This is a genomic window from Pseudomonas sp. HD6422 (genome assembly GCF_025377065.1).
Classification (GTDB): domain Bacteria; phylum Pseudomonadota; class Gammaproteobacteria; order Pseudomonadales; family Pseudomonadaceae; genus Aquipseudomonas; species Aquipseudomonas putida_U.
In genome coordinates, this window is the sequence record NZ_JAHWIW010000004.1 from 97838 (window position 1) to 121967 (window position 24130).

The 24130-nt window shown below is 62.7% G+C and carries 24 protein-coding genes; 12 read left to right on the forward strand and 12 right to left on the reverse strand.

Going from position 1 to position 24130, the window contains the following annotated elements; genetic code table 11:
- Positions 1-70 precede the first annotated feature (70 nt).
- The 4 genes from KY379_RS03930 to KY379_RS03945 all read left to right on the forward strand — a co-directional run bounded on the left by KY379_RS03930 (position 71) and on the right by KY379_RS03945 (position 3734).
- On the forward strand, positions 71-1447 hold the full coding sequence (locus KY379_RS03930; RefSeq protein WP_261239048.1) for an L-serine ammonia-lyase: 1377 nt from the start codon (positions 71-73) through the stop codon (positions 1445-1447).
- Positions 1448-1474: 27 nt separating this feature from the next.
- A complete protein-coding gene (gene gcvT / locus KY379_RS03935; protein ID WP_196171856.1) occupies positions 1475-2596 on the forward strand; it encodes a glycine cleavage system aminomethyltransferase GcvT in 1122 nt (373 codons plus the stop codon).
- Positions 2597-2941: 345 nt separating this feature from the next.
- Positions 2942-3154 (forward strand): cold-shock protein, encoded by a 213-nt coding sequence (locus KY379_RS03940; protein WP_133326319.1) that lies wholly within the window; start codon positions 2942-2944, stop codon positions 3152-3154.
- Positions 3155-3245: 91 nt separating this feature from the next.
- Positions 3246-3734, forward strand: coding sequence for an RDD family protein (locus KY379_RS03945; protein ID WP_261239050.1), 489 nt, complete (start codon positions 3246-3248; stop codon positions 3732-3734).
- A gap of 92 nt (positions 3735-3826) precedes the next feature.
- Here KY379_RS03945 and lptG read toward each other — a convergent pair whose 3' ends face one another.
- Together lptG and lptF are read right to left on the reverse strand one after the other, a co-directional pair.
- Positions 3827-4888: an LPS export ABC transporter permease LptG gene (lptG, locus tag KY379_RS03950; protein ID WP_133326323.1), complete on the reverse strand. Its 1062-nt coding sequence runs from the start codon at positions 4886-4888 to the stop codon at positions 3827-3829.
- Positions 4881-5996: an LPS export ABC transporter permease LptF gene (gene lptF / locus KY379_RS03955; protein ID WP_133326325.1), complete on the reverse strand. Its 1116-nt coding sequence runs from the start codon at positions 5994-5996 to the stop codon at positions 4881-4883. The genes lptG and lptF overlap by 8 nt, the downstream gene beginning before the upstream one ends.
- 314 nt (positions 5997-6310) lie before the next feature.
- Here lptF and KY379_RS03960 point away from each other — a divergent pair, with 314 nt between their 5' ends.
- The 5 genes from KY379_RS03960 to rlmF all read left to right on the forward strand — a co-directional run bounded on the left by KY379_RS03960 (position 6311) and on the right by rlmF (position 12763).
- Positions 6311-7804: a leucyl aminopeptidase gene (locus KY379_RS03960; RefSeq protein ID WP_133326327.1), complete on the forward strand. Its 1494-nt coding sequence runs from the start codon at positions 6311-6313 to the stop codon at positions 7802-7804.
- 50 nt (positions 7805-7854) lie between these two features.
- Positions 7855-8283: a DNA polymerase III subunit chi gene (locus tag KY379_RS03965; RefSeq protein WP_133326329.1), complete on the forward strand. Its 429-nt coding sequence runs from the start codon at positions 7855-7857 to the stop codon at positions 8281-8283.
- Positions 8284-8288: 5 nt separating this feature from the next.
- A complete protein-coding gene (locus tag KY379_RS03970; protein WP_133326331.1) occupies positions 8289-8654 on the forward strand; it encodes a DNA polymerase III subunit chi in 366 nt (121 codons plus the stop codon).
- Positions 8655-8817: 163 nt separating this feature from the next.
- Positions 8818-11664, forward strand: a complete 2847-nt coding sequence (locus tag KY379_RS03975) for a valine--tRNA ligase (protein WP_133326333.1) — start codon at positions 8818-8820, stop codon at positions 11662-11664.
- A gap of 148 nt (positions 11665-11812) precedes the next feature.
- Positions 11813-12763 carry a 23S rRNA (adenine(1618)-N(6))-methyltransferase RlmF gene (gene rlmF, locus KY379_RS03980; protein WP_133326335.1) on the forward strand — a complete coding sequence of 317 codons (951 nt, stop codon included), beginning with the start codon at positions 11813-11815 and terminating at the stop codon, positions 12761-12763.
- Positions 12764-12814: 51 nt separating this feature from the next.
- Here rlmF and KY379_RS03985 read toward each other — a convergent pair whose 3' ends face one another.
- A complete protein-coding gene (locus tag KY379_RS03985; protein ID WP_008098055.1) occupies positions 12815-13096 on the reverse strand; it encodes an HU family DNA-binding protein in 282 nt (93 codons plus the stop codon).
- A 103-nt stretch (positions 13097-13199) separates the two neighbouring features.
- Here KY379_RS03985 and KY379_RS03990 point away from each other — a divergent pair, with 103 nt between their 5' ends.
- Both KY379_RS03990 and yejK read left to right on the forward strand, forming a co-directional pair.
- Positions 13200-13463 (forward strand): hypothetical protein, encoded by a 264-nt coding sequence (locus KY379_RS03990; RefSeq protein WP_196171858.1) that lies wholly within the window; start codon positions 13200-13202, stop codon positions 13461-13463.
- Positions 13464-13491: 28 nt separating this feature from the next.
- Entirely contained in the window at positions 13492-14499 is a 1008-nt protein-coding gene (gene yejK / locus KY379_RS03995; protein WP_133326339.1) for a nucleoid-associated protein YejK, read from the forward strand.
- On the opposite strand, the gene KY379_RS04000 is transcribed toward yejK, so the two are convergent.
- From KY379_RS04000 to KY379_RS04015, 4 genes are all read right to left on the reverse strand, one after another.
- Positions 14496-14783 (reverse strand): GIY-YIG nuclease family protein, encoded by a 288-nt coding sequence (locus KY379_RS04000; RefSeq protein WP_133326341.1) that lies wholly within the window; start codon positions 14781-14783, stop codon positions 14496-14498. The two genes, yejK and KY379_RS04000, sit on opposite strands and share 4 nt — an antisense overlap.
- Positions 14784-14821: 38 nt before the next feature.
- Positions 14822-15292: a nuclear transport factor 2 family protein gene (locus tag KY379_RS04005; protein ID WP_133326343.1), complete on the reverse strand. Its 471-nt coding sequence runs from the start codon at positions 15290-15292 to the stop codon at positions 14822-14824.
- Positions 15293-15368: 76 nt separating this feature from the next.
- On the reverse strand, positions 15369-16652 hold the full coding sequence (locus tag KY379_RS04010; protein WP_261239056.1) for a CynX/NimT family MFS transporter: 1284 nt from the start codon (positions 16650-16652) through the stop codon (positions 15369-15371).
- A gap of 13 nt (positions 16653-16665) precedes the next feature.
- A complete protein-coding gene (locus tag KY379_RS04015; RefSeq protein ID WP_133326347.1) occupies positions 16666-17316 on the reverse strand; it encodes a FadR/GntR family transcriptional regulator in 651 nt (216 codons plus the stop codon).
- Positions 17317-17515: 199 nt separating this feature from the next.
- Here KY379_RS04015 and KY379_RS04020 point away from each other — a divergent pair, with 199 nt between their 5' ends.
- Entirely contained in the window at positions 17516-19192 is a 1677-nt protein-coding gene (locus tag KY379_RS04020; RefSeq protein ID WP_261239057.1) for a hemopexin repeat-containing protein, read from the forward strand.
- Between the two features lie 72 nt (positions 19193-19264).
- On the opposite strand, the gene hisC is transcribed toward KY379_RS04020, so the two are convergent.
- The 5 genes from hisC to KY379_RS04045 form a co-directional block, all read right to left on the reverse strand.
- A complete protein-coding gene (gene hisC / locus KY379_RS04025; RefSeq protein ID WP_261239058.1) occupies positions 19265-20311 on the reverse strand; it encodes a histidinol-phosphate transaminase in 1047 nt (348 codons plus the stop codon).
- 2 nt (positions 20312-20313) lie between these two features.
- Positions 20314-21639: a histidinol dehydrogenase gene (gene hisD / locus KY379_RS04030; protein WP_133326353.1), complete on the reverse strand. Its 1326-nt coding sequence runs from the start codon at positions 21637-21639 to the stop codon at positions 20314-20316.
- 134 nt (positions 21640-21773) lie between these two features.
- Positions 21774-22409 carry an ATP phosphoribosyltransferase gene (hisG, locus tag KY379_RS04035; protein WP_046615762.1) on the reverse strand — a complete coding sequence of 212 codons (636 nt, stop codon included), beginning with the start codon at positions 22407-22409 and terminating at the stop codon, positions 21774-21776.
- A gap of 110 nt (positions 22410-22519) precedes the next feature.
- Positions 22520-23785, reverse strand: a complete 1266-nt coding sequence (gene murA / locus KY379_RS04040; protein ID WP_133326355.1) for a UDP-N-acetylglucosamine 1-carboxyvinyltransferase — start codon at positions 23783-23785, stop codon at positions 22520-22522.
- A 23-nt stretch (positions 23786-23808) separates the two neighbouring features.
- A complete protein-coding gene (locus tag KY379_RS04045; RefSeq protein WP_133326357.1) occupies positions 23809-24048 on the reverse strand; it encodes a BolA family protein in 240 nt (79 codons plus the stop codon).
- Positions 24049-24130: the final 82 nt, after the last annotated feature.

Here is a 24130-nt window from a genome sequence, read left to right on the forward strand (position 1 = left end):
CCGTCGCTTTCGCGGGTAAACCCGCTGCTACAAGTCACCGTCTACCTCAAGAGCCGGTTAGGAGGTCATCATGTCTTTGAGTGTCTTCGACCTGTTCAAGATCGGTATCGGCCCTTCCAGCTCCCACACGGTCGGCCCGATGCGGGCTGCCGCGCGCTTCGCCGAAGGCCTGCGCCGGGACGGCCTATTGGCCAGCACCGCCAGCGTCAAGGCCGAGTTGTATGGCTCGCTCGGCGCCACCGGCAAGGGTCACGGCAGTGACAAGGCGGTGCTGCTCGGCCTGGAGGGCGAGCACCCCGATAGCGTCGATACCGAAACCATCCCCACCCGCCTCCAGGCCATCCGCGACAGCGGCAGCCTGCGCCTGCTGGGCGAACACCCCATCGCCTTTGTCGAGAAGCAGCACCTGGCGATGATTCGCAAGCCGCTGGCCTACCACCCCAATGGCATGATCTTCCGTGCCTTCGACGCAGCCGGCCTGCAGATTCGCAGCCGCGAGTACTACTCGGTAGGTGGTGGATTCGTGGTCGACGAAGATGCCGCCGGCCACGACCGCATCGTCGAAGACCGTACCGTGCTGACCTACCCGTTCACCACCGCCAAGCAACTGCTCGGCCATTGCGTCGCCCAGCAGCTGTCGATCAGCCAGGTCATGCTCGCCAACGAGTCGGCCTGGCGCCCAGAAGCCCAAACCCGCGCCGGCTTGCTGCGCATCTGGCAAGTGATGCAGGACTGCGTCGCCGCCGGCTGTCGCCATGAAGGCATCCTGCCTGGCGGGCTCAAGGTCAAGCGCCGCGCGCCGGCCCTGTACCGCCAGCTCAGCCAGCACCCGGAAGCCGGTCTGCGCGATGCTTTGTCGGTGCTCGACTGGGTCAACCTCTATGCCCTGGCGGTCAACGAGGAGAATGCCTACGGCGGCCGCGTGGTCACCGCACCGACCAACGGCGCGGCAGGCATCGTCCCTGCTGTGCTGCATTACTACATGCGCTTCGCGCCCGCAGCCAACGAGGATGGCGTGGTGCGCTTCCTGCTCACCGCTGCCGCCATTGGCATTCTTTACAAGGAAAACGCCTCGATCTCTGGCGCCGAGGTCGGTTGCCAGGGCGAAGTGGGCGTGGCCTGCTCGATGGCGGCCGGTGCACTGTGCGAAGTGATGGGCGGAACGCCACAGCAGGTGGAGAACGCCGCCGAGATCGGCATGGAACACAACCTGGGCCTGACGTGCGACCCCATCGGCGGGCTGGTCCAGGTGCCCTGCATCGAGCGCAACGCCATGGGCTCGGTCAAGGCGATCAACGCGGTGCGCATGGCCTTGCGGGGCGACGGGCAGCATTTCGTCTCGCTCGACAAGGTCATCCGCACCATGCGCCAGACCGGCGCGGACATGAAAAGCAAATACAAGGAGACCGCCCGCGGCGGTCTGGCCGTCAACATCATCGAATGTTGATCCGAACAGCAAACCAAGGAGTCATCGATGTCCGAAACACTGCTCAAGACCCCACTGCATACCCTGCACCTGGAACTGGGCGCACGCATGGTGCCGTTCGCCGGCTACGACATGCCGGTGCAGTACCCGCTGGGCGTGCTCAAGGAGCACCTGCACACCCGCGACCAGGCTGGGTTGTTCGACGTTTCGCACATGGGCCAGATTCGCCTGCGCGGCAGCGATGCCGCACAGGCGCTGGAAACCCTGGTGCCGGTGGATATCGTCGACCTGCCGGTGGGCATGCAGCGCTATGCCATGTTCACCAACGAGCAAGGTGGCATCCTCGATGACCTGATGGTCGCCAACCTGGGCGATGGCGAGCTGTTCCTGGTAGTCAACGCCGCATGCAAGGACCAGGACCTGGCCCACCTGCAACGGCATATCGGCGACCGTTGCGAGATTCAGCCACTGTTCGAGGAACGGGCCCTGCTCGCACTGCAAGGTCCGGCCGCCGTCAAGGTGCTCGAGCGACTGGCACCGGAAGTGGCAGGCATGACCTTCATGCAGTTCCGCCCCGTCACGCTGATGGGCGAAGACTGCTATGTGAGCCGTTCGGGTTACACCGGTGAAGACGGCTACGAGATCTCCGTGCCGGCCCCCGCCGCCGAAGCCCTGGCCCGTCGGCTGCTGGCCGAACCCGAGGTACAGCCGATCGGCCTCGGTGCTCGTGATTCGCTGCGTCTGGAAGCCGGATTGTGCCTGTATGGCCACGACATGGACACCAGCACCACGCCGATCGAAGCCAGCCTGCTATGGGCCATTTCCAAGGTGCGCCGCGCCGATGGCGCACGCGCCGGCGGCTTCCCAGGTGCCGAAACGGTATTCGCCCAACAGCAACAGGGCGTTGCACGCAAGCGCGTAGGGCTCTTGCCGCAGGAACGTACGCCGGTCCGTGAGGGTGCTGACATCGTCGATGCCGATGGCAAGACCGTTGGCCGGGTATGCAGCGGCGGCTTTGGTCCGACGCTCGGTGCCCCACTGGCCATGGGTTATGTCGAAGTCGAACATGCGGCGCTCGATACCGCTTTGTTTGCCGTAGTAAGGGGCAAGCAAGTTGCCCTTAAAGTCAGCAAAATGCCTTTCGTTGCGCAGCGTTACTATCGAGGCTGAATGCGTAATCTGAGGTTCGTCGATATTCGATTACGAACCTTTTCCATAACCTCGGAACATGGCGCCAGGCCAGGCGCCATGCCGTTTCCGACAAATTTGTCGGTTATCGGCAAAAGCGCGATTTCCTGCAGCTCGAAGGGCTTGTTTTTTTCTCAGGAGTTGGCGTAGAGTCACTGCACTGTGTTTGCATGGGTCGCAACAGTTCGTGACCTGGGCCAGTAGCCGCAATCTGCTACAACCCGTTCGACGTCTCTTACTTTCCTGCAACCCAGCCCAGTACTCTTTCACTTCAAAAAATGTGAAAGAAACTGTCATCAAAATTTAAGCTTCATAGGAAATAAGACAATGGCTGAGCGTCAGAACGGTACCGTCAAGTGGTTCAATGACGAAAAAGGTTACGGCTTCATCACTCCAGAAAGCGGTCCGGATCTGTTCGTGCACTTCCGTGCCATCGAAGGTAACGGCTTCAAGAGCCTGAAAGAAGGCCAGAAGGTGTCCTTCGAAGCAGTCCAAGGCCAGAAAGGCATGCAGGCTGACAAGGTTCAAGTCACCGGCTAAGCCGCACCGACTTCGAAGAAAAGCCCCTGCCATGTGCAGGGGCTTTTTTTTGCCCGTAGAATACTGGCTTCGCCATTCGGAGCCGTCCTGCATGTCCAAGCCTTTGCTCTCCCCCCAGGGTGATTTCCCCCCAGTCGGTCTGGGCCGACGCCTGGCGGCGATGTTCTATGACTTCCTGCTCTGTACGGCACTGCTGATCGTCACCGCGGGTGCCTACAAGATGATCCAGATGGCGATCATTGGCGAAGCCCGCATGCGTGAACTCACCGAAGCCGGCGCCCTGGATGGCGATCCTCTGCTGGCGACGATCCTGCTGTTCGCGCTGTTCGGTTTCTTCGCCAAGTTCTGGACCCATGGCGGCCAGACGCTGGGCATGCAGGTATGGGGGGTGCGGGTGCAGAACGCCGATGGCAGTGCCATCAGCCTGTGGCAGGCGCTGTTGCGCTTCGTGGTTTCGATCGCTTCGTGGCTGTGCCTGGGGCTGGGGTTTTTCTGGGCCTTGGTCGACAAGCGCAAGCGCGGCTGGCATGACATCTATTCGGACACCCAACTGGTGCGGCTGCCGAAGCGGAAAAAATGATCAGTTGAGGTCTCTTCAAGCTTTAATGGGGCTGCTTTGCAGCCCCAAAACGCTTGACTGTCAGGGATTTCCCCAACGTTGGCTTTTGCTCGCTACCCTGCCCGACGCAACAACCAAAGCCCTGCGATCGCACAGATCCCGGCGGGTATCACCACCGCCAGCAACGGCGGGAAGCCGAACACCTGGCTCGAAGGCCCCAACAGGTCGCCGGCAATGCGGAACACGAAGCCCACCAGCACACCGGTGAATACGCGCTGGCCAAGGGTCACCGAACGCAGCGGGCCAAAGATGAACGAGATCGCCATCAGTACCAGCGCCGCCGTGACCGCAGGCTGCAGGACCTTGGTCCAGAATGCCAGCCAATAACGCGCATTGTTCAGGCCTTGGTCGGCCAGATAGTGGATGTACTGCCACAGGCCGGTGATCGACAACGACTCCGGCGCGACCACCACGGTATTGAGCAGCTCCGGAGTCACCGTGACGTCCCACTGCTCCTGCGGGCTCTTGATGACCTCGGTATGGTCGCCACGGAAATGCGTGGTGCTGACGTCGCTGAGCACCCAGTGGTCGTCCTGGTACTGGGCACGGCGGGCGAAGCTGGAGGTGACGATCTTGCGCTCGTCATCGAAACGGTAGCGGGTCACGCCCAGCAACAGGCCGTTGGGTTGCACCGAGTTGATGTGCACGAACTCTTCGCCCTGGCGATGCCACATGCCCCGTTTGGAGCTCTGCGCCTCACCGCCGCCCTGGGCCAGGGAACGGTCGGCCTGGGCCTTGTTCTCGGTGATCGGGGCGACGTACTCGCCGATCAACACACCTGCCAGCATCAGCACCAGCATGGGCTTCATCACCGCCCAGACGATACGGCCGATGGACACGCCGGCAGCGCGCATGATGGTCAGTTCGCTGCTGCTGGCCAAGCTGCCGAGGCCGATCAGGCAACCGATCAGGGCCGCCATCGGCAGCATGTCATACAGCCGGCGGGGCGCGGTCAGCAGCGTGTAGACGCCTGCATCGACGACGGTATAGGTATCGGAGAGGTCGCTCATTTCGTCGATGAAGGCGAACAGCGAGGCGAGGCCGAGGATGATCCCCAGTACCGCCAGAATGGCCAGCAGCACGCTCTGGCCGATGTAGCGGTCGAGCTTAGCCATGGGCCACCTCCGCACGGCGCGCGGCACGCTTGAGTTGCAGCGGCTCCCAATACATCAGGCCAAGGCCGATGAGCAGGAACAGGCCGTGGACCCACCACATGCCCAGGCCAATGGGCAACTTGCCCTTCTCCAGGGCCCCACGTACGGAAATCAGCATCGTCAGGTAGGCCATGTACAGAAGAATCGCCGGCAGCAGTTTGAGGAAACGGCCCTGGCGCGGGTTGACCCGCGACAACGGTACGGCCAGCAGAGTCACGATGAAGACCAGGATCGGCAACGACAACCGCCATTGCAGCTCGGCACGCTCGCGCAGGCCCTTCTGGCCGAACAGCTCGGAGGTCGGGATGGCTTCGCGCTCGGTGACCTCTTCACTGACCTCTGGCTTGGGCAGCAGTACACCGTAGGTGTCGTACTTGATGGCGCGGTAGTCGGCCTGACCTGGGTTGCCGTCGTAGCGGTAGCCGTTTTCCAGGACCAGGTAGCGGTTGCCATCGGCCTGGATTTCCTGGTGACCCTTTTCGGCGACCAGTACCGAAGGCGCACGGTCCTTGGTCTTGTCGGAGTTGAAGCGTTTTTCCGAGATGAACACGCCGCCCAGGTTGATGCGGTCGTCCGACAGTTGCTCGGTATAGGTCACCCGGGAACCATCGCGCAGAGTCTGGAAGCGACCCGGCGACAGGGTGTCGAACTCGGTCAGGGCGTCCTGCTGGTTGATGATCTTCTGCACCTGGGCAACGCCCTGGGGTGCCAGGCTCAGGCTCAGCCAGGCGACCAGCAGGGCGACCAGCGCGGCCGGCGCCAGGGTCAGCGCCAGCAGCCGTTGTTGGCTCATGCCGGTGGCGGAGAGCACGGTCATCTCGCTCTCCAGGTACAGCCGGCCATAGGCCAGCAGGATACCGAGGAACAGCCCCAGCGGCAGGATCAGTTGCAGGAAGCCCGGCAGACGGAAGCCCATGATCAGGAACAACACGCCTGGGTCGAGCACGCCCTGGGCGGCCTGGGCCAGATACTTGATGAAGCGCCCGCTCATGATGATCACCAGCAGCACGGCGCTGACGGCGCTCAAGGTCACCAGGACCTCGCGGGACAGATAACGAAAGACGATCAAACCAGACACTCCTGGGTTGTCAGGGTGGACTGCCAGACACTGGCGCCAGACGATGACTTAGTACAACCGAAACCAATGCCGGTTCGCCAAAGGCGAACCTCCATGTAAAGTGCGCGCATTATCCTGTGATTGACCTCGCCTGTCACTTGGCCAGGCATGTCGACCGTACATCGGGGTTGTCAGCACGCTTGCCACGGGCTCAAACTGGCAGTTTTCCACCCGGCACGCGAGCAAGTGGCCGGGTCCGCCCAGAGCGCCACGACACCCATCAGAGCACGTGGCGCCCACTGTAGAGATCATTCGGGGACCCTGACATGGAACTGGTTGTAAAAAGCGTAGCTGCTGCATCGGTAAAAACCGCCACATTGGTCGTGCCGGTCGGCGAAGGGCGCAAACTCGGCAGCATCGCCAAGGCCATCGACGAAGCGGCCGGCGGCGCCATCAGCGCCGTGCTCAAGCGGGGCGACCTGGCCGGCAAGCCGGGCCAGACCCTGCTGCTACAGAGCCTGCCGGGCCTCAAGGCCGAGCGCGTGCTGCTGGTCGGCAGCGGCAAGGACGAGGCACTGGGCGACCGCGCCTGGCGCAAGCTGGTGACCAGCGTCGCCGGGGTGCTCAAGGGCCTGGGCGGCAGCGATGCAGTGCTGGCCCTGGACGATATCGCCGTGACCAACCGCGATGCCTACTACGGTAAGTACCGCCTGCTGGCCGAGACACTGCTCGACGGCACCTACGTGTTCGACCGGTTCAAGAGCCAGAAAGCCGAACCGCGCACCCTCAAGAAGATCACCCTGCTGGCCGCCAAGACCGGCCAGGGCGAGGCCGAGCGTGCGGTCAAGCATGCCAGCGCCATCGCCACCGGCATGGCGTTCACCCGCGACCTGGGCAACCTGCCGCCTAACCTTTGCCACCCAAGCTTCATGGCCGAGCAGGCCAAGGAAATGGGCAAGGCGCACAAGGGCCTGAAGGTCGAGGTGCTCGACGAGAAGAAGATCAAGGACCTGGGCATGGGGGCGTTCTATGCCGTGGGCCAGGGCAGTGATCAACCGCCACGCCTGATCGTCCTCAACTACCAAGGCGGCAAGAAAGCCGAAAAGCCTTTCGTGCTGGTAGGCAAGGGCATCACCTTCGACACCGGTGGCATCAGCCTCAAGCCGGGCGCCGGCATGGATGAAATGAAGTACGACATGTGCGGTGCTGCCAGCGTGTTCGGCACCTTGCGTGCCGTGCTGGAGCTGCAGCTGCCGATCAACCTGGTATGCCTGCTGGCCTGCGCCGAGAACATGCCCAGCGGCGGCGCCACCCGCCCCGGCGACATCGTCACCACCATGAGCGGGCAAACCGTCGAGATCCTCAACACCGACGCCGAAGGCCGCCTGGTACTGTGCGATACCCTGACCTACGCCGAGCGTTTCAAACCGCAGGCGGTGATCGACATCGCCACCCTCACCGGCGCCTGCATCGTCGCCCTGGGCAGCCACACCTCGGGCCTGATGGGCAATGACGAGACCCTGGTAGGGCAACTGCTCGATGCCGGCAAGCGTGCCGACGACCGCGCCTGGCAACTGCCGCTGTTCGACGAATACCAGGAGCAACTCGACAGCCCGTTCGCCGACATGGGCAACATCGGTGGGCCGAAGGCCGGCACCATCACCGCAGGTTGCTTCCTGTCGCGCTTCGCCAAGGCGTACCAGTGGGCCCACCTGGACATCGCCGGTACCGCCTGGATCAGCGGTGGCAAGGACAAAGGCGCCACCGGTCGCCCGGTCCCCCTGCTGACCCAGTACCTGCTGGATCGCGCTGGCGCCTGATGCCGTGAGACCGGTGGCGCCCCGTGCGCCATCGGTCGGCAGACCGAACCATGAGCAAAGTCGATTTCTATATCCTGCCCACCGACTCGCTGTCGGCGCGGCTCGATTTCGCCTGCAAGCTGTGCGAAAAGGCCTGGCGCCTCGGCCACCGGGTGTACCTGCATTGCCAGGACGCGGCACAGCGCGAGGAACTGGATACGCGCCTATGGCGCTTCAAAGGCGAGGCATTCGTGCCCCACGACCTGGCCGAGTCCCATGCCGACGCCGCGGTAGCCCTGGGGCTGGGCGATGATCCCGGCGATCACAAGGATTTGCTGATCAACCTCGGGGCCAGCGTGCCCGGGTTCGTCGGCCAGTTCGAACGGGTGGCCGAAATCGTCGTCGAGGAACCCGAGGTTCGCCAATCGGCCCGCGAGCGATTCCGTTTCTACCGCGAACAGGGCTATGCTCTGCAAGACCACCGCTTACAGCGACTCTGACGATGATGGACAAGCCTTCCACCCTGCCTGACTCCACCCACCTGCTCGACGATCTGGAGTCGATTCGCCAGTTGTTGGGCGATGCCGACCTGCAGCCCCCCCTGTTGACCGATACGGTCGAACAGATCCCGCTGTTGCTCGACGAGCCTGCCGGCAACCCGGCACCGGCTGTCGAACCTGCCCCCCCTGCCGCCGAGGACGATGCTCAGACTCGCCGCCAGGACACCCTGCTGCACCTGGAAGCCGAGCTGCGTGCCGCCGCGCAGGCGATCATGCAGGATGTGATCAACGACTTCACCCCGCATATCGAAACCGAGATCAAGCGCCGCCTGGATGCGCGCATGGAGCGTTTGATCAAACGTTCCGAGTAGCGGCAAACGTCGGCGGCGTCTCCTGCGCGGGCAAGCCCGCTCCCACAGGGCCCGCGAAGAGGCCATTGCTGCCGTGCCAGATAGCAGCAGCTTGTCGCTTGCCGGCCCTAGCTTGGTTATACTTCTCGGCTTTCCCGAATAAATGCACAGGGTCCCGCCGCGCATGGATAAGACCTACCAGCCGCACGCTATCGAAACTTCCTGGTACAACACCTGGGAGTCAGAGAACTATTTCGCTCCGCAAGGTGCAGGCGAGTCCTACACCATCATGATTCCACCGCCGAACGTGACCGGCAGCCTGCACATGGGCCACGGCTTCAACAACGCGATCATGGACGCCCTGATCCGTTTCCGCCGCATGCAAGGCCGCAACACCCTGTGGCAGCCAGGTACCGACCACGCCGGTATCGCCACCCAGATGCTGGTCGAACGCCAGCTCGAGGCCAAGGGCCAGAACCGTCACGACCTGGGGCGTGAACAGTTCCTCGACAAGGTCTGGGAATGGAAAGAACAATCCGGTGGCAACATCAGCCGTCAGATCCGTCGCCTGGGTTCGTCCGTCGATTGGAGTCGCGAGCGCTTCACCATGGATGACGGCCTGTCCGAAGCGGTCAAGGAAGCCTTCGTCCGCCTGCACGAAGACGGCCTGATCTACCGCGGCAAGCGCCTGGTCAACTGGGACACCAAGCTGCACACCGCCATTTCCGATCTCGAAGTGGAAAACCATGACGAGAAGGGCCACCTGTGGAACCTGCGCTATCCGCTGGCCGATGGCGCCAAGACCGCAGAAGGCAAGGATTACCTGGTGGTCGCCACCACCCGTCCGGAAACCCTGCTGGGTGACGCTGCAGTCGCGGTCAATCCGACCGACGAGCGCTACCAGGCCCTGATCGGCAAGTTCGTCGAGTTGCCCCTGGTGGGCCGACGCATTCCGATCATCGCCGACGACTACTGCGACCCTGAGTTCGGCACCGGCTGCGTGAAGATCACCCCGGCCCACGACTTCAACGACTACGAGGTCGGCAAGCGCCACAACCTGCCGCTGCTCAACATCTTCGACAAGAACGCCCTGGTGCTCGCCAGCGCCCAGGCCTTCAACCTCGACGGCAGCGTCAACGACGAGGTCGATACCAGCCTGCCTGCGCAATACGCCGGCCTCGATCGTTTCGTCGCGCGCAAGCAGATCGTTGCCGACCTGGACGCCCAGGGCCTGCTGGTCAGCATCGATGACCACGCCCTCAAGGTACCGAAGGGCGACCGCTCCGGCACCGTCATCGAGCCATGGCTGACCGACCAGTGGTACGTGTCCACCAAGCCGCTGGCCGAGCCTGCCATCGCTGCCGTGGAAGACGGTCGTATCCAGTTCGTGCCCAAACAGTACGAGAACATGTACTTCTCCTGGATGCGCGACATCCAGGACTGGTGCATCAGCCGCCAGTTGTGGTGGGGCCACCGGATTCCGGCGTGGTACGACGAAGCCGGCCAGGTGTATGTCGGGCGCAATGAAGAGGAAGTGCGCGCCAAGCACAACCTCGCCGCCGACGTGAAGCTGCGCCAGGACGACGACGTGCTCGACACCTGGTTCAGCTCGGGGCTGTGGACCTTCTCCACGCTGGGCTGGCCGGAGCAGACCGAGTTCCTCAAGACCTTCCACTCCACCGACGTGCTGGTCACCGGCTTCGACATCATCTTCTTCTGGGTCGCCCGGATGATCATGCTGACGATGCACCTGATCAAGAACGAGGACGGCACCCCGCAGGTACCGTTCAAGACCGTGTACGTGCACGGCCTGGTGCGCGATGGCCAGGGTCAGAAGATGTCCAAGTCCAAGGGCAACGTCCTCGACCCGCTGGACATCGTCGACGGCATCACCCTCGACGCCCTGCTGGAAAAACGCACCAGCGGCATGATGCAGCCCAAGCTCGCCGAGAAGATCGCCAAGCAGACCAAGGCCGAGTTCCCGGAAGGTATCGCCAGCTACGGCACCGATGCCCTGCGCTTCACCTTCTGCTCGCTGGCGTCCACCGGTCGCGACATCAAGTTCGACATGGGCCGCGTCGAAGGCTACCGCAACTTCTGCAACAAGATCTGGAACGCCGCCCGTTATGTACTGGACAAGGGCGAAGACTGCGGCCAGAACGGCGAGGCCTATGAGCTGTCGCTGGCTGATCGCTGGATCATCTCCCAGTTGCAACGCACCGAAGCCGAGGTGACCCGCCAGCTCGAGCAGTTCCGCTTCGACCTGGCCAGCCAGGCGCTTTACGAGTTCATCTGGAACCAGTACTGCGACTGGTACCTGGAACTGTCCAAGCCGGTGCTGTGGGACGAGAATGCCCCGGTCGAGCGTGCCCGTGGTACCCGCCGGACCCTGGTGCGGGTGCTGGAAGTGGCGCTGCGCCTGGCCCATCCGTTCATGCCATTCATCACCGAAGAAATCTGGCAGCGCATCGCGCCGCTGGCCGGCGTCGAAGGCAAGACCATCATGCTGCAACCGTGGCCGGTGGCCGTTGAAGCGCGCATTGATGCCGCCGCCGAAGGCGACATCGAATGGCTCAAGGAGCTGATGGTCGGCCTGCGCAACATCCGCGCCGAGATGAACATCGGCCCAGGCAAACCGTTGCCGCTGTTCCTCAAGAATGCCAACGCCGAAGACCAGCGTCGCCTGCAGGAAAACGAAGCCCTGCTCAAGAAGCTGGCCAAGGTCGAATCGTTCACCGTGCTTGGCGATGCCGAGGAGGCGCCGCTTTCGGCCACCGCGCTGGTGGGCGACCTGCAGGTATTGGTACCGATGGCCGGGCTGATCGACAAGGATGCCGAGCTTGCGCGTCTGAACAAGGAAATCCAGCGCCTGCAAGGCGAAGTGGCACGGGTCGGCGGCAAGCTGTCCAATGCCGCCTTCGTCGACAAGGCTCCGCCTGCGGTGATCGAGAAGGAACGCGCCAAGCTGGCCGAGTCTGAGCAGGCTCTGGCCAACTTCACCGAGCAGCATGCGCGGATTGCAGCGCTGTAACCTGACATCGCAGACCTGACCGACGAGGGCCTCGCCCTCGTTCGCGGCACAAGGCCGCTCCCATGGCAATGGCGCTACCTTCGAGGAGCGCCGCTATCCTGTGGGAGCGGCCTTGTGCCGCGAAAGGGCTGCTCCACCGGACCCGACCATGACCGTGAAACCTACCCTGCATCCGCGCAATCGCCACCAGGGTCGCTATGACTTCCCCAGCCTGATCAAGGCCCACCCTGACCTGGCGCGCTTCACCATCACCAACCCCCACGGCAAACCCAGCATCGACTTCGCCAATCCCGAGGCCGTGCGGGTGTTCAACCGCGCCCTGCTCAAGGCGCAATACGGTATCCAGCACTGGGATATTCCGGCCGATTACCTGTGCCCGCCCATTCCCGGGCGCGCCGACTACATCCACGTCGCCGCCGACCTGCTGGCCGCGGACAATACCGGCGAAGTCCCCAGAGGCGCCCGGGTGCGAGTCCTGGACGTCGGTGTGGGTGCCAACTGCATCTACCCACTGCTCGGCCACAGCGACTACCGCTGGCGCTTCCTGGGCTCGGACATCGATGCGCTGGCACTGGCCTCGGCCAAGGCCATCATCCAGGCCAACGGCCTGAGCAAGGCGATTGGCCTGCGCCAGCAGCACGACCGCAAGCACATCCTCAGCGGCCTGCTGCAGGCTGACGAGCGCTTCGAACTGACCCTGTGCAATCCGCCGTTCCATGCCTCACGCGAGGAAGCCACGCGCGGCAGCCAGCGCAAATGGAAGAACCTCGGCAAGCAGGACCCCAAGCGCAAGCTCCCGGTCCTGAACTTCGGCGGGCAGAACAACGAACTCTGGTGCGAAGGTGGAGAAATCCGCTTCGTCACCCAACTGGTCGAAGAAAGCCAGCAGTACGCCGCCCAGGTGCTGTGGTTCACCAGCCTGGTATCCAAGGCCAGCAACTTGCCCGGCATCGAGGCAGCGTTGCAGCGGGCCGGCGCCAGGGCATCGCGCGTGGTCGAGATGGGTCAGGGGCAGAAGCAGAGCCGCATGATCGCCTGGAGCTTCCACGACGATCAGGCACGTCGTGCCTGGCTCGCCCAAGGCAAAACGCAGGCATGAAAAAACCGCGCCCGGACATGCCGGGCGCGGTTGGGTCAACGCCTCAACAGATTACTTGTTGATGGAGTCGCTCAGGGCTTTGGCCGGCACGAACTTGACGACTTTCTTGGCAGCGATTTCGATGGCAGCGCCAGTCGAAGGGTTACGGCCGGTGCGGGCAGGACGCTCGGAGACTTTCAGCTTGCCGATGCCTGGCAGGGTGATTTCAGCGCCGTTTTCCAGCTGGTCGGCAACGATCTGGCCCAGTTGCTCCAGTGCGTTACGTGCGGTGGTTTTCGGGGCGTCGATGGCTTCGGCGATGTCGGCAATCAGTTGGTCTTTGGTCAATGCCATGGTGGTGTTCCTTCCCTATCAAAATTCAGTGGTTATGCAGCGTGCTACGACGTTATCGGGCCAGCCCCTGAAAGTTGGAGGGCCGTGCCAACCGCGCATGTAGATGCGTAATTTGGCGTTTGGTTCGACACGGCGTGAGCGCACTGCCAGCAATGCGCCACCCAAGGTGCGCAAGACCGCGCAAAGCTACCACAGGAATACGGAAATATCCGCTGCCAACCCAGATTTAATGCAGGTTTTTCGGGGGTTTGACCTGGAAACGCAAAAAATCGAACAAAAACTGAACAACCGACATTTCTGCCAACATCCGGCCACTGCAGCGCCTGCCGGCTGGGGTAAACTGACCCACTTTTGCAGCGCGGCCTAGCACCGCCCCAGATCACCCGAGAACTACCATGCCAATCCGTCATTGCATCGTTCACCTGATCGACAAGAAGCCCGATGGCAGCCCCGCCGTGCTCCACGCCCGCGACACCGAACTGGGGCCGTCGGACGCCATCGAAAACCTCCTGGCCGACCTCAACGACAGCTACAACGCCAAGCAGGGCAAAGCCTGGGGGTTTTTCCACGGCGAGTCCGGCGCCTACCCGTTGAGCGGCTGGCTGAAACAGTACCTGGATGAGGAAAAAGACTTCACCGGGTTCAGCCGCGAAGCGGTCGAGCACCTGCAGAAACTGATGGAAGAGTCCAACCTGTCTACCGGCGGGCACATCCTCTTCGCCCATTACCAGCAAGGCATGACCGAGTACCTGGCGATCGCCCTGTTGCACCACAGCGAAGGGGTTGCCGTGAACGCCGAGCTGGATGTCACCCCGTCGCGCCATCTGGACCTTGGCCAGTTGCACCTGGCCGCGCGCATCAACCTGTCGGAGTGGAAGAACAACCAGGCCTCCAAGCAGTACATCTCGTTCATCAAAGGCAAGAACGGCAAGAAAGTATCCGACTACTTCCGCGACTTCATCGGGTGCCAGGAAGGCGTCGACGGCCCGGGCGAGACACGCACCCTGCTCAAGGCCTTCAGCGATTTCGTCGAAAGTGAGGATTTGCCGGAAGAATCTGCTCGGGAAAAAACCCAGACCTTGGTCGAGTACGCCACCACCCAGACCAAGCTGGGCGAGCCGGTGACCCTCGAAGAGCTGTCGAGCCTGATCGACGAAGACCGCCCCAAGGCGTTCTACGACCATATCCGCAACAAGGACTATGGCCTTTCGCCGGAAATCCCCGCCGATAAACGTACGCTCAACCAGTTCCGCCGCTTCACCGGGCGCGCCGAAGGCCTGTCGATCAGCTTCGAGGCCCACCTGCTGGGCGACAAGGTGGAATACGACGAGGCAGCCGGCACCCTGATCATCAAGGGCCTGCCGACGCAACTGGTGGACCAGCTCAAACGCCGCAAGGACTAGACGGCAGCGACATAGGAGGCCACCAAGGCCTCCTTGGCCGACTTGCGCAGCTTCTTCACCAGGCGCTCCTGGCGCAGCGCCTCGCCCTTGTCCGGCCACTGCTCGACATAGACCAACGCCTGGGCCGGACTGGTCTTGAAATAGCGGGCGCCCTGCCCTTTCTGATGAGCGACGAAACGCCGCTGCGGATCATCGCTGATGCCGCAGTACAACGAGCCGTTGGCAGCTCTTACCAGATACACGTACCAGGGTTTGCCCGCCTGGATTTCGGATGCGTCGCTCACGATATTTCTTGCCGATGGGCCGATAGAAAGCCGCCAGCTTAACCCGCCTGCTGGAACGCTCGCAGCCCTTTGAATGCCTGCTGGCGGATCTTGTTCTGCAGCAAGGGCGACCAACCGAGCAACAGGCCGGGCATGCCCAGCGCCTGCCGTGACCAACGCCACAGGTCGAAGCTGTCGTCGTGCTGGCAGATCAAGCCGTCGCGGATGACGAACCGCGCCTGGATGTCATTGACCACGGTGCGTCCGGTCTGGCTGAACAGGTAGGTCGCTACCCAATGCGCGCAACCGCTTTGGGCATCGGCTCGGACCTGATCGAAGGTCAGCGAGAAGTCCTTGGCACGCCGGGTGAGCAGGCGCCACATGTCGCCGGCGTCCTGACCACGCAACGTACCGAACACCGGATCGCTGAAGACGATATCGTCGCTGTAGCAAGCCACCATCGCTTCGGCATCCAGACGCTGGAAGGCCTCGTAGAAGCGGGTAATCAAATCGCGGTTGGCGTCGTTCATGGGACGGGTCCATCCTGGGGCGGAAAAAGCTGAAAGATAGTCCGCGCCGTGGGGGTCTGTACATCCCATGCAGTCGTCAAAGCTTCTCGCTGGTCACCTGCACATGCAACGCCCGCCCCGCGCCCAGCCCGGACACGATCGCGGCCACGCCCAGCACGGCGAAGATCCAGCCCACTGCCGCCCATCCACCGGTCAGGTCATGCACCAGGCCCACTGCGAACGGCCCCATCGAAGCCAGGGTGTAGCCAACGCCCTGGGCCATGCTCGACAGGTTGGCAGCGACATGGGCATCGCTGGAACGCAACACGATCAAGGTCAGGGCCAAGGCGAAGGTCCCGCCCTGCCCTATGCCAAGCACCACGGCCCAGCCCCACAGACCAGACAGCGGGGCATACAGGCACCCGAACAGCCCGGCGAGGGTGGTCAGCATCACCACCACGATCGCCAACCGCTGATCCTTGCCCCGAGTGGCCAACCAGGGTGCAGCCAGCGAGCTGGCCAACTGCACGATCACCGACCCGGACAGCACCAACCCCGCCTGGGTCGGGCTCAAGCCCCTGCCGATGAGAATCGAAGGCAACCAACCGAAGACGATATACGCCAGCGAAGACTGCAAACCCATGTACAGGGTGACCTGCCAAGCCAGCCGGTCGCGCCACAGCCCCCGCACACGGTAGGCCGCCTTGTGCGCACCATGCCCCTGGCGGACCTGGGGCAACCAGGCCAGCATCGCCAGGATCGCCGGCACCACCCAGAACCCCAGGCCCAGGGCCCAGCTGTCGCCAAAGTGCTGGGTCAGCGGCACCGTGCTTCCTGCGGCCATGGCGGCACCGAGACACAAGGCCATGGTGTAGACGCCGGTCAGGGCCCCGGCGTGGCGTGGAAAGTCACGTTTGACGATGCCCGGCAACAACACGCCGATGATGCCGATGCTGGCACCTGCCAGCAGGCTGCCGAGAAACACCCCAAGGGCGCCCAGATTACTGCGCAGGGCAATACCCAACGCCAGGGTGGCGAGGATCCCGAAGATCACCCGCTCACTGCCAAAGCGCCTGGCCAGGAGCGGTGCCAACGGCGCGGCGAGCCCCAGGCACAATACTGGCAAGGTGGTCAGCAGACCAGCCAGCGAGGCACTCAGGCCCAATGCCTCGGACACCTGGCCGAGCACCGGGGCCATGCTCGACAGCGCCGGGCGCAGGTTCAGCGCCACCAGGACCAGGCCCAACAGCAGCAACCATGGCCGCCGAGGTGCCAACGGCTGCTGCACCTGTGCATCGTCGGCTTCGGCGTCGATGAGCAGTTCTTCGATCGGTCGTTCGTGTGCAGCCGCACGCTGGGCACGGCCCATTGATTCAGTCATGGCCTTCTCGTTGTCAGGATTCGATGAGTGCCCGGCTCAGGCGCTTGGCCCGTTCGGGGTCGCGTTGCTCGATGGCATCGAGGATCTGTCCGTGCAGGTCGAAGGTCGCCTGGCAGCGCGGCACGGCGCTCAGGTTGTCCTGGACCGCTGCGGCGACGACACCCGAAAAGTACCGGTAGAGCTCACTTAACGCAGGGTTGTGGGCGGCATCGATCAACTGTTGGTGAAAGACCATGTCGCAGGCGATATAGGTATCCAGATCGCCATGGAAATGCTCGGCGCTGCCTGCCAGTGAAGCACGCAGCGCTTCGAGGTCTTGCTCGGTGCGACGCAGCGCGGCCAGGCCGATCGCCTCGGCTTCGAGGATATGGCGGGTTTCACGGGCCTGCTCAGCTGTACAGCGGGACATGGCCTGCACCGCCTGCAAAGGGTCCTGGGCAGTGCGCAGATAACTGCCGTCGCCCTGGCGGATCTCGACCAGGCCACTGAAGGCCAGCACGCGCATGGCCTCGCGCACCGTATTGCGGCTGATCCCCAGTTCCACCGCCAGCTCGGGTTCGGTGGGCAGACGCTGACCTACGTGCCAATCGCCCTGAAGGATGCGCTGGCGCATGCGGTCCACGGCCAGCTCGACCAAGGAGCGCTTGGGTAATTCCATACTCATCACATTCAACCAATCATCCGATGTTTAACTGCGCGCCAGTGAACCACGAGATGGACCAGGACACAACTCCCAGACCTGCGAATAGGCCGCTGAACCCGCCCCAGGCAGTCTGGCGTCGAGTGTAGCGAGCGGCCAGACCATCCCCCGCAACGGGCAGGCTGGCCACACCCTGAGGGTTCACCACGAGCAGGACACCAACATGATTCCTAAAACCTTGTACATCGGTATCGATGGCGTCGATCACAGCCGTTTCGAGAAATTCTTCGGTACGCCGAGTCATTGGCACTATCACAAGGCCTACACCTGGGGCATCGTCGGCGAAGAAACGCAAGTCGGCACCTGGAGCGGCCCCGGCTGGGCCACGGCACTGACAGGCGTCTGGGCCAACAAGCACCTCATCACCGGTAATAGCGACTCACAACGCGCCAACCCGCTCTACCCTTGCATATTGCGCCACATGAAGGACTACAACCGGGAGCTGAACATCACCAGCACGGTGACCTGGTTACCGATCCACGATTTCTTTGCCAATCAGCTCAGCGACATCGACGTTGCAAGCTTCGAGAAAGATGACGCAGGCGCAGTCAGGCATGTGAAATCGCACATTGAAAGCGGCGCAGATATCAATTTCCTGCAACTGAGCGATCCAGACTACGCCGGCCATAGCTATGGCTACGGCGCCCGCTACGATGAATCTCTGGTCACCGCATTCGCCCAGATCGAGGAGCTACGCAACGCCGTCGAGGAACGTCAGCGCGCACATCCTGAGGAACAATGGTTGATCGTGCTGACGACCGACCATGGGCGCGCCGGCAATGGTCATAGCCACGGCGGCCACAGCATCGCCGAGAAGACCGTCTTCATTGCCACCAATCTTGCACCCAACGCCGAGTTGACAGACCCTGTGACGATTCCAGGACTGAATGCGCTCTACGGTCATGCAGCCCATACTTCCATCGTGCCGACCATCCTCCGTCATATGGGAGCGCTGCAGCAGATTGAAACATGGCGTCTGGACTCCATCCCGTTCATCGGTGACCTTGGCGTTCGCAAGCCCCGGCTGGATAAGCGAAACAAAACGCTGACATGGCATTCGGATAACACCGGCAACGTCGGTATCTATAAGAACCAAACGTTCAAAGCCTATCAGCGTAGCGATGCCCAGCAGTGGGAAGATGATGCAGTGGCCGCACCGGGCAACGCTTTCTCGATCTTGCAGAACGCCACCCAGTCTCCAGTCGGCGCCCCCTACATTCGGTCAGTACTGGACTGGGGAAGTGACAAGCTCATGTTCTTCTTCGATCACGGCAACTACAGCTGTTACGACTTGACCAAGGACAGGATGGAGCCTGGCTATCCAAGGGCAATCACACCGAGCAACTGGCCAGGGCTCGCCGCCTACCAATCCAGCATCGTCGCTTCGTTCAAATGGGATGCGGAGAATGTCATGTTCTTCCTGAACGATGGCAGTTACATCAAGTACAACCGGCCCACCGGCGACATGTCCGGTTATCCACGCCCCATTCGCAACAGTAACTGGCCAGGCCTGGAGCCCTATGCAAAGCGAATAAAAACCGCTGTGCGCTGGAAGCGCGACAAGGTTTTCATCTTCCTGAACGACAACCGCTACCTGCGCTATGACGTGAAGGCAGACAGAATGGATGCGGGTTATCCATTGCAAGTCAGCAACAATCTATGGCCAGGCGTTGCACCGCACAAGGACAAGATCGTCGCGGCCGTGAGGAACGGCGAGACGAACTCCGCATTCTTCTTTCTTGATGACATGACCTATCTGAAATACGACATGGATAAAGACGGGGTTTCCGACCTCTATCCGGTCAAGCTGCCACGTTACTGGCCCGGTCTGTACTGGTGACCGAGGTGGCGGCTGGATGACCATGCTCATCGGCGCCTGCGCCGATGAGCATGAGGTCATGTCAGCGCATGATCAGTTCAATGCATCGAGCAGTGCCTGGTTCATCTCAGGCGTTCCGATGGTGATGCGCAGGAACTGAGCGATCCGCGCTTGTTTGAAATGCCGCACGATCACGCCCTGCTCACGCAGGCGGGCCGCCAGCTGAGCGGCGTCCTGCTGGGGATGCCGAGCGAAGATGAAGTTGGCGGCCGATGGCAGCACCTCGAAGCCCTTGGCCACCAGCTGCTCGACCAGGGTTTCGCGGCTGTCGATGACCTTGCGGCAAGTCGCTTCGAAATAGGCGCGATCCTCGAAGGCTGCCGCAGCGCCGACAATTGCCATGCGATCGAGTGGGTAGGAGTTGAAGCTGTTCTTGATCCTTTCCAGCGCCTCGATCAGCTCCGGGTGGCCGACTGCCAGGCCCACCCGCAGGCCCGCCAGCGAACGGGACTTGGACAGGGTCTGGACCACCAGCAGATTGTCATAGCGCGACACCAGACCGATCGCCGTTTCGCCACCGAAATCGATGTAGGCCTCATCCACCACCACCACCGAATCGCGGTTGGCTTGCAGCAACTGCTCGATGGCCTGCAATGGCAGCAGGCAGCCGGTCGGCGCGTTGGGGTTGGGGAAGATGATGCCGGCGTTGGGCTTGGCGTAGTCTTCGACACGGATCTGGAACTGCTCGTCCAACGCCACCTGCTCGAACGGGATACCATACAGGCCGCAATACACCGGGTAGAAGCTGTAGCTGATGTCTGGGAACAGCAGCGGCCCCCCGTGTTGAAACAGGCCATGGAAGATGTGCGCGAGCACCTCGTCCGAGCCATTGCCGACGAACACCTGTTGCGGCGTCACGCCGTAGTAGTCGGCCACCGCCTGCTTGAGGCGCTCGCCGTTCGGGTCCGGATACAGCCGCAGGTTATCGTCGAGCTCGCCGCGCATGGCTTCCAGCGCCTTGGGCGACGGGCCATAGGGGTTCTCGTTGGTGTTGAGCTTGACCAGACGGGCCAGCTTGGGTTGCTCGCCCGGTACGTAAGGCACCAGGTCCTTTACGAAGGGGCTCCAGAAACGGCTCATGTTCAGTTCCCCTTGTCTTGGGTCAGGATGCGGTATTCGGCGCTGCGGGCGTGGGCGGTCAACGATTCGCCCCGGGCCAGGACCGAAGCGGTGTGGCCCAGTTCGGATGCGCCCTGCTCGGAGCAGAAGATGATCGACGAACGCTTCTGGAAGTCATACACCCCCAGCGGCGAGGAGAAACGCGCGGTACCGGAGGTCGGCAGCACGTGATTGGGGCCGGCGCAGTAATCGCCCAGCGCCTCGCTGGTGTGGCGGCCCATGAAGATCGCGCCGGCATGGCGAATCTGCGGCAGCCAGGCCTGCGGATCGGCCACCGACAGCTCCAGATGCTCGGGAGCGATGCGGTTGGCCACTTCGATGGCCTGCTGCATATCCCGCACCTGGATCAGCGCGCCACGGCCATTGATCGATTTTTCGATGATCTCGGCGCGCTCCATGGTCGGCAGCAACTTGTCGATGCTGGCGGCAACGCGATCGAGGAAAGCGGCGTCAGGGCTGACCAGGATGGCCTGGGCGTCCTCATCGTGTTCGGCCTGGGAGAACAGGTCCATGGCGATCCAGTCCGGGTCGGTCTGGCCATCACACACCACGAGAATTTCCGACGGGCCGGCGATCATGTCGATGCCGACCTGGCCGAACACATGGCGCTTGGCAGTGGCCACGTAGATATTGCCGGGGCCGACGATCTTGTCCACCTGCGGCACGCTCTCGGTGCCATAGGCCAGCGCTGCGACGGCCTGCGCCCCGCCGATGGTGAACACCCGGTCGACACCGGCGATGCAGGCGGCAGCCAGCACCAGCTCATTGACCTCGCCACGCGGGGTGGGGACCACCATCACGACCTCACCGACACCGGCAACCTTGGCCGGGATGGCGTTCATCAGCACCGACGATGGATAGGAAGCCTTGCCACCTGGCACATACAAGCCGGCACGGTCCAACGGCGTGACCTTCTGGCCGAGCACGGTGCCGTCGGCCTCGGTGTATTGCCAGGAGTCCTGCTTCTGCCGCTCGTGATACACCCGCACGCGCTCTGCGGCCTTTTCCAGGGCCTCGCGCTGAACCGGCGTGATGCGCGTCAGTGCCAGTTCGAGGCGTTCGCGACCTAGGATCAGGTCATCGATCGAAGCGGCTTCGAGGCCATCGAAACGCTGGGTGAACTCGACCAGAGCCGCATCGCCGCGCTCGCGGACGGCCTTGATGATGTCCAGCACACGCTGATTGACCGCATCATCGGACACACTTTCCCAGCTCAGCAGATGATCCAGATGTCGGGCGAAATCCGGATCAGCGGCGTTGAGACGGGCAATTGCAGTGGACACGGTCATGGCGAGGGCCTCGATGATTAGCGAATGCTCAGGCGCCCTAGGCTACCAGTCCATCCGCGCGGGCACCCGAGAAAAATGGCTATGACGCGGATAGACGGGCGCGACGACAGAGGTCGCGCACAGAAGGTAGAGCGTCAGCCGCGGTGTCGCGATTCGACCGCTTCGCGCAAGGTGTCGATCAGGCTCTGGATGCGGGCGTGCTGCATCTTCATCGAAGCCTTGTTGACCACCAGACGCGAGCTGATCGTGGCGATCAGTTCCTGGGGCTCCAAGCCGTTGGCACGCAGGGTGTTGCCGGTATCGACGACGTCGATGATCTTGTCGGCGAGGTTGATCAGCGGTGCCAGCTCCATGGAGCCGTACAGCTTGATGATGTCGACCTGACGGCCCTGCTCGGCGTAATAGCGTTTGGCGACGTTGACGAACTTGGTGGCCACCCGCAGGCGCCCCTTGGGCTCCGGCGCGCCGACTACCCCGGCGGTCATCAGCTTGCAACGGGCGATCTGCAGGTCCAGAGGCTCGTACAAGCCCTGGCCGCCGTACTCCATCAGCACGTCCTTGCCGGCAACGCCAAGGTCGGCGGCACCATGCTCGACATAGGTCGGCACGTCGGTGGCACGCACGATCAGCAGGCGCACGTCATCCTGCGTGGTGGGGATGATCAGCTTGCGGCTCTTGTCCGGATTCTCGGTCGGCACGATGCCGGCTTCGGCCAGCAATGGCAGGGTATCGTCGAGGATGCGGCCTTTGGAAAGCGCGATGGTCAACATTGGAACGTCGGTCCTTAAGCGGCTACAGCCGGCCGGGTACAGGCCCGACCGTATTCAATTCGTGTGTGGGAGCGGGCCAGCCCGCTCGCACACTTTGCGCCAGCGGGCGACTAGCCCGGTACGCGGCGGATCTTCGCGCCGAGCATCTGCAGTTTCTCTTCGATGCATTCGTAGCCACGGTCGATGTGGTAGATGCGATCGATCAGGGTATCGCCATCTGCAACCAGGGCCGACAGCACCAGGCTGGCCGAGGCCCGCAGGTCGGTAGCCATGACGGGTGCACCCTTGAGCGCCGGGACACCAGTGACGATGGCGGTATTGCCCTCGACCTGGATCTGCGCGCCCATGCGGTGCATCTCGTAGACGTGCATGAAGCGGTTCTCGAAGATAGTCTCGATCACCGCGCCAGTACCTTCAGCGATGGCGTTGAGCGAGATGAACTGCGCCTGCATGTCGGTCGGGAATGCCGGGTACGGAGCGGTACGCAGGTTGACGGCCTTGGGACGCTTGCCGTGCATGTCCAGCTCGATCCAGTCTTCGCCGGTAGTGATGTCGGCGCCGGCTTCCTTGAGCTTTTCCAGTACCGCTTCGAGGATGGTCGGATCAGTGTCCTTGACCTTGACGCGACCGCCGGTGACGGCAGCGGCGACCAGGTAAGTACCGGTCTCGATACGGTCCGGCATGACGCGGTAGTTGGCCGAATCCAGACGCTCGACGCCATCGATGACGATGGTGTCGGTGCCGGCGCCCTGTACCTTGCCGCCCATGGCATTGATGAAGTTGGCCAGGTCGACCACTTCAGGCTCGCGGGCGGCGTTCTGCAGCACGCTGCGACCTTTGGCCAGAGCCGCTGCCATCATGATGTTCTCGGTACCGGTCACACTGACGGTATCGAAGAAGAAGTGCGCGCCACGCAGGCCACCTTCAGGCGACTTGGCCTTGATGTAGCCACCTTCGACCTCGATCTTCGCACCCATGGCCTCGAGGCCGCGGATGTGCAGGTCGACGGGGCGCGAGCCGATGGCGCAACCGCCTGGCAGGGCCACTTCGGCCTCGCCGAAACGGGCGACCATCGGGCCCAGCACGAGGATCGAGGCGCGCATGGTCTTGACCAGCTCGTAGGGTGCGACCAGGGTCTTAATGGTGCGTGGGTCGATTTCCACCGCGAGCTTTTCGTCGATCACAGGCTCGATGCCCATGCGACCGAACAACTCGATCATGGTGGTGATGTCATGCAGGTGTGGCAGGTTGCCCACGGTGACCGGGCCATCGGCCAACAAGGTCGCCGCCAGGATCGGCAGGGCCGCGTTTTTCGCGCCCGAAATGCGGATCTCGCCGTCGAGACGCGCGCCGCCAGTGATAATCAGTTTGTCCATTGGAGTCTCGCCGCCAAGTTGGCTCAGGTGCGCTCAGCCCAGGCTGCGCTGCTGAAAAATTTCATGGTTACCGCATGGATGCTGCCATCGGCGATCCAGGGATTCAGGTGAGCATAGATCGCCTGTTGGCGCTTGACCGGGCTCAGGCCGGCCAGCTCGTCGCTGATCACGTTCAATTGGAAGTTGCAGCCTTCGCCTTCAACTTCAACCCGGGATCCCGGCAATTTTTCTTCAAGGAAGCTTTTAACTTCTACGGCCTGCATGCTCAACCTCAATCGGCGCCCGATGCGCACGGGTCGGCCATCATACAAAAAAGCCCCTCGCCTGCGAAGCCCAACAGAGGAG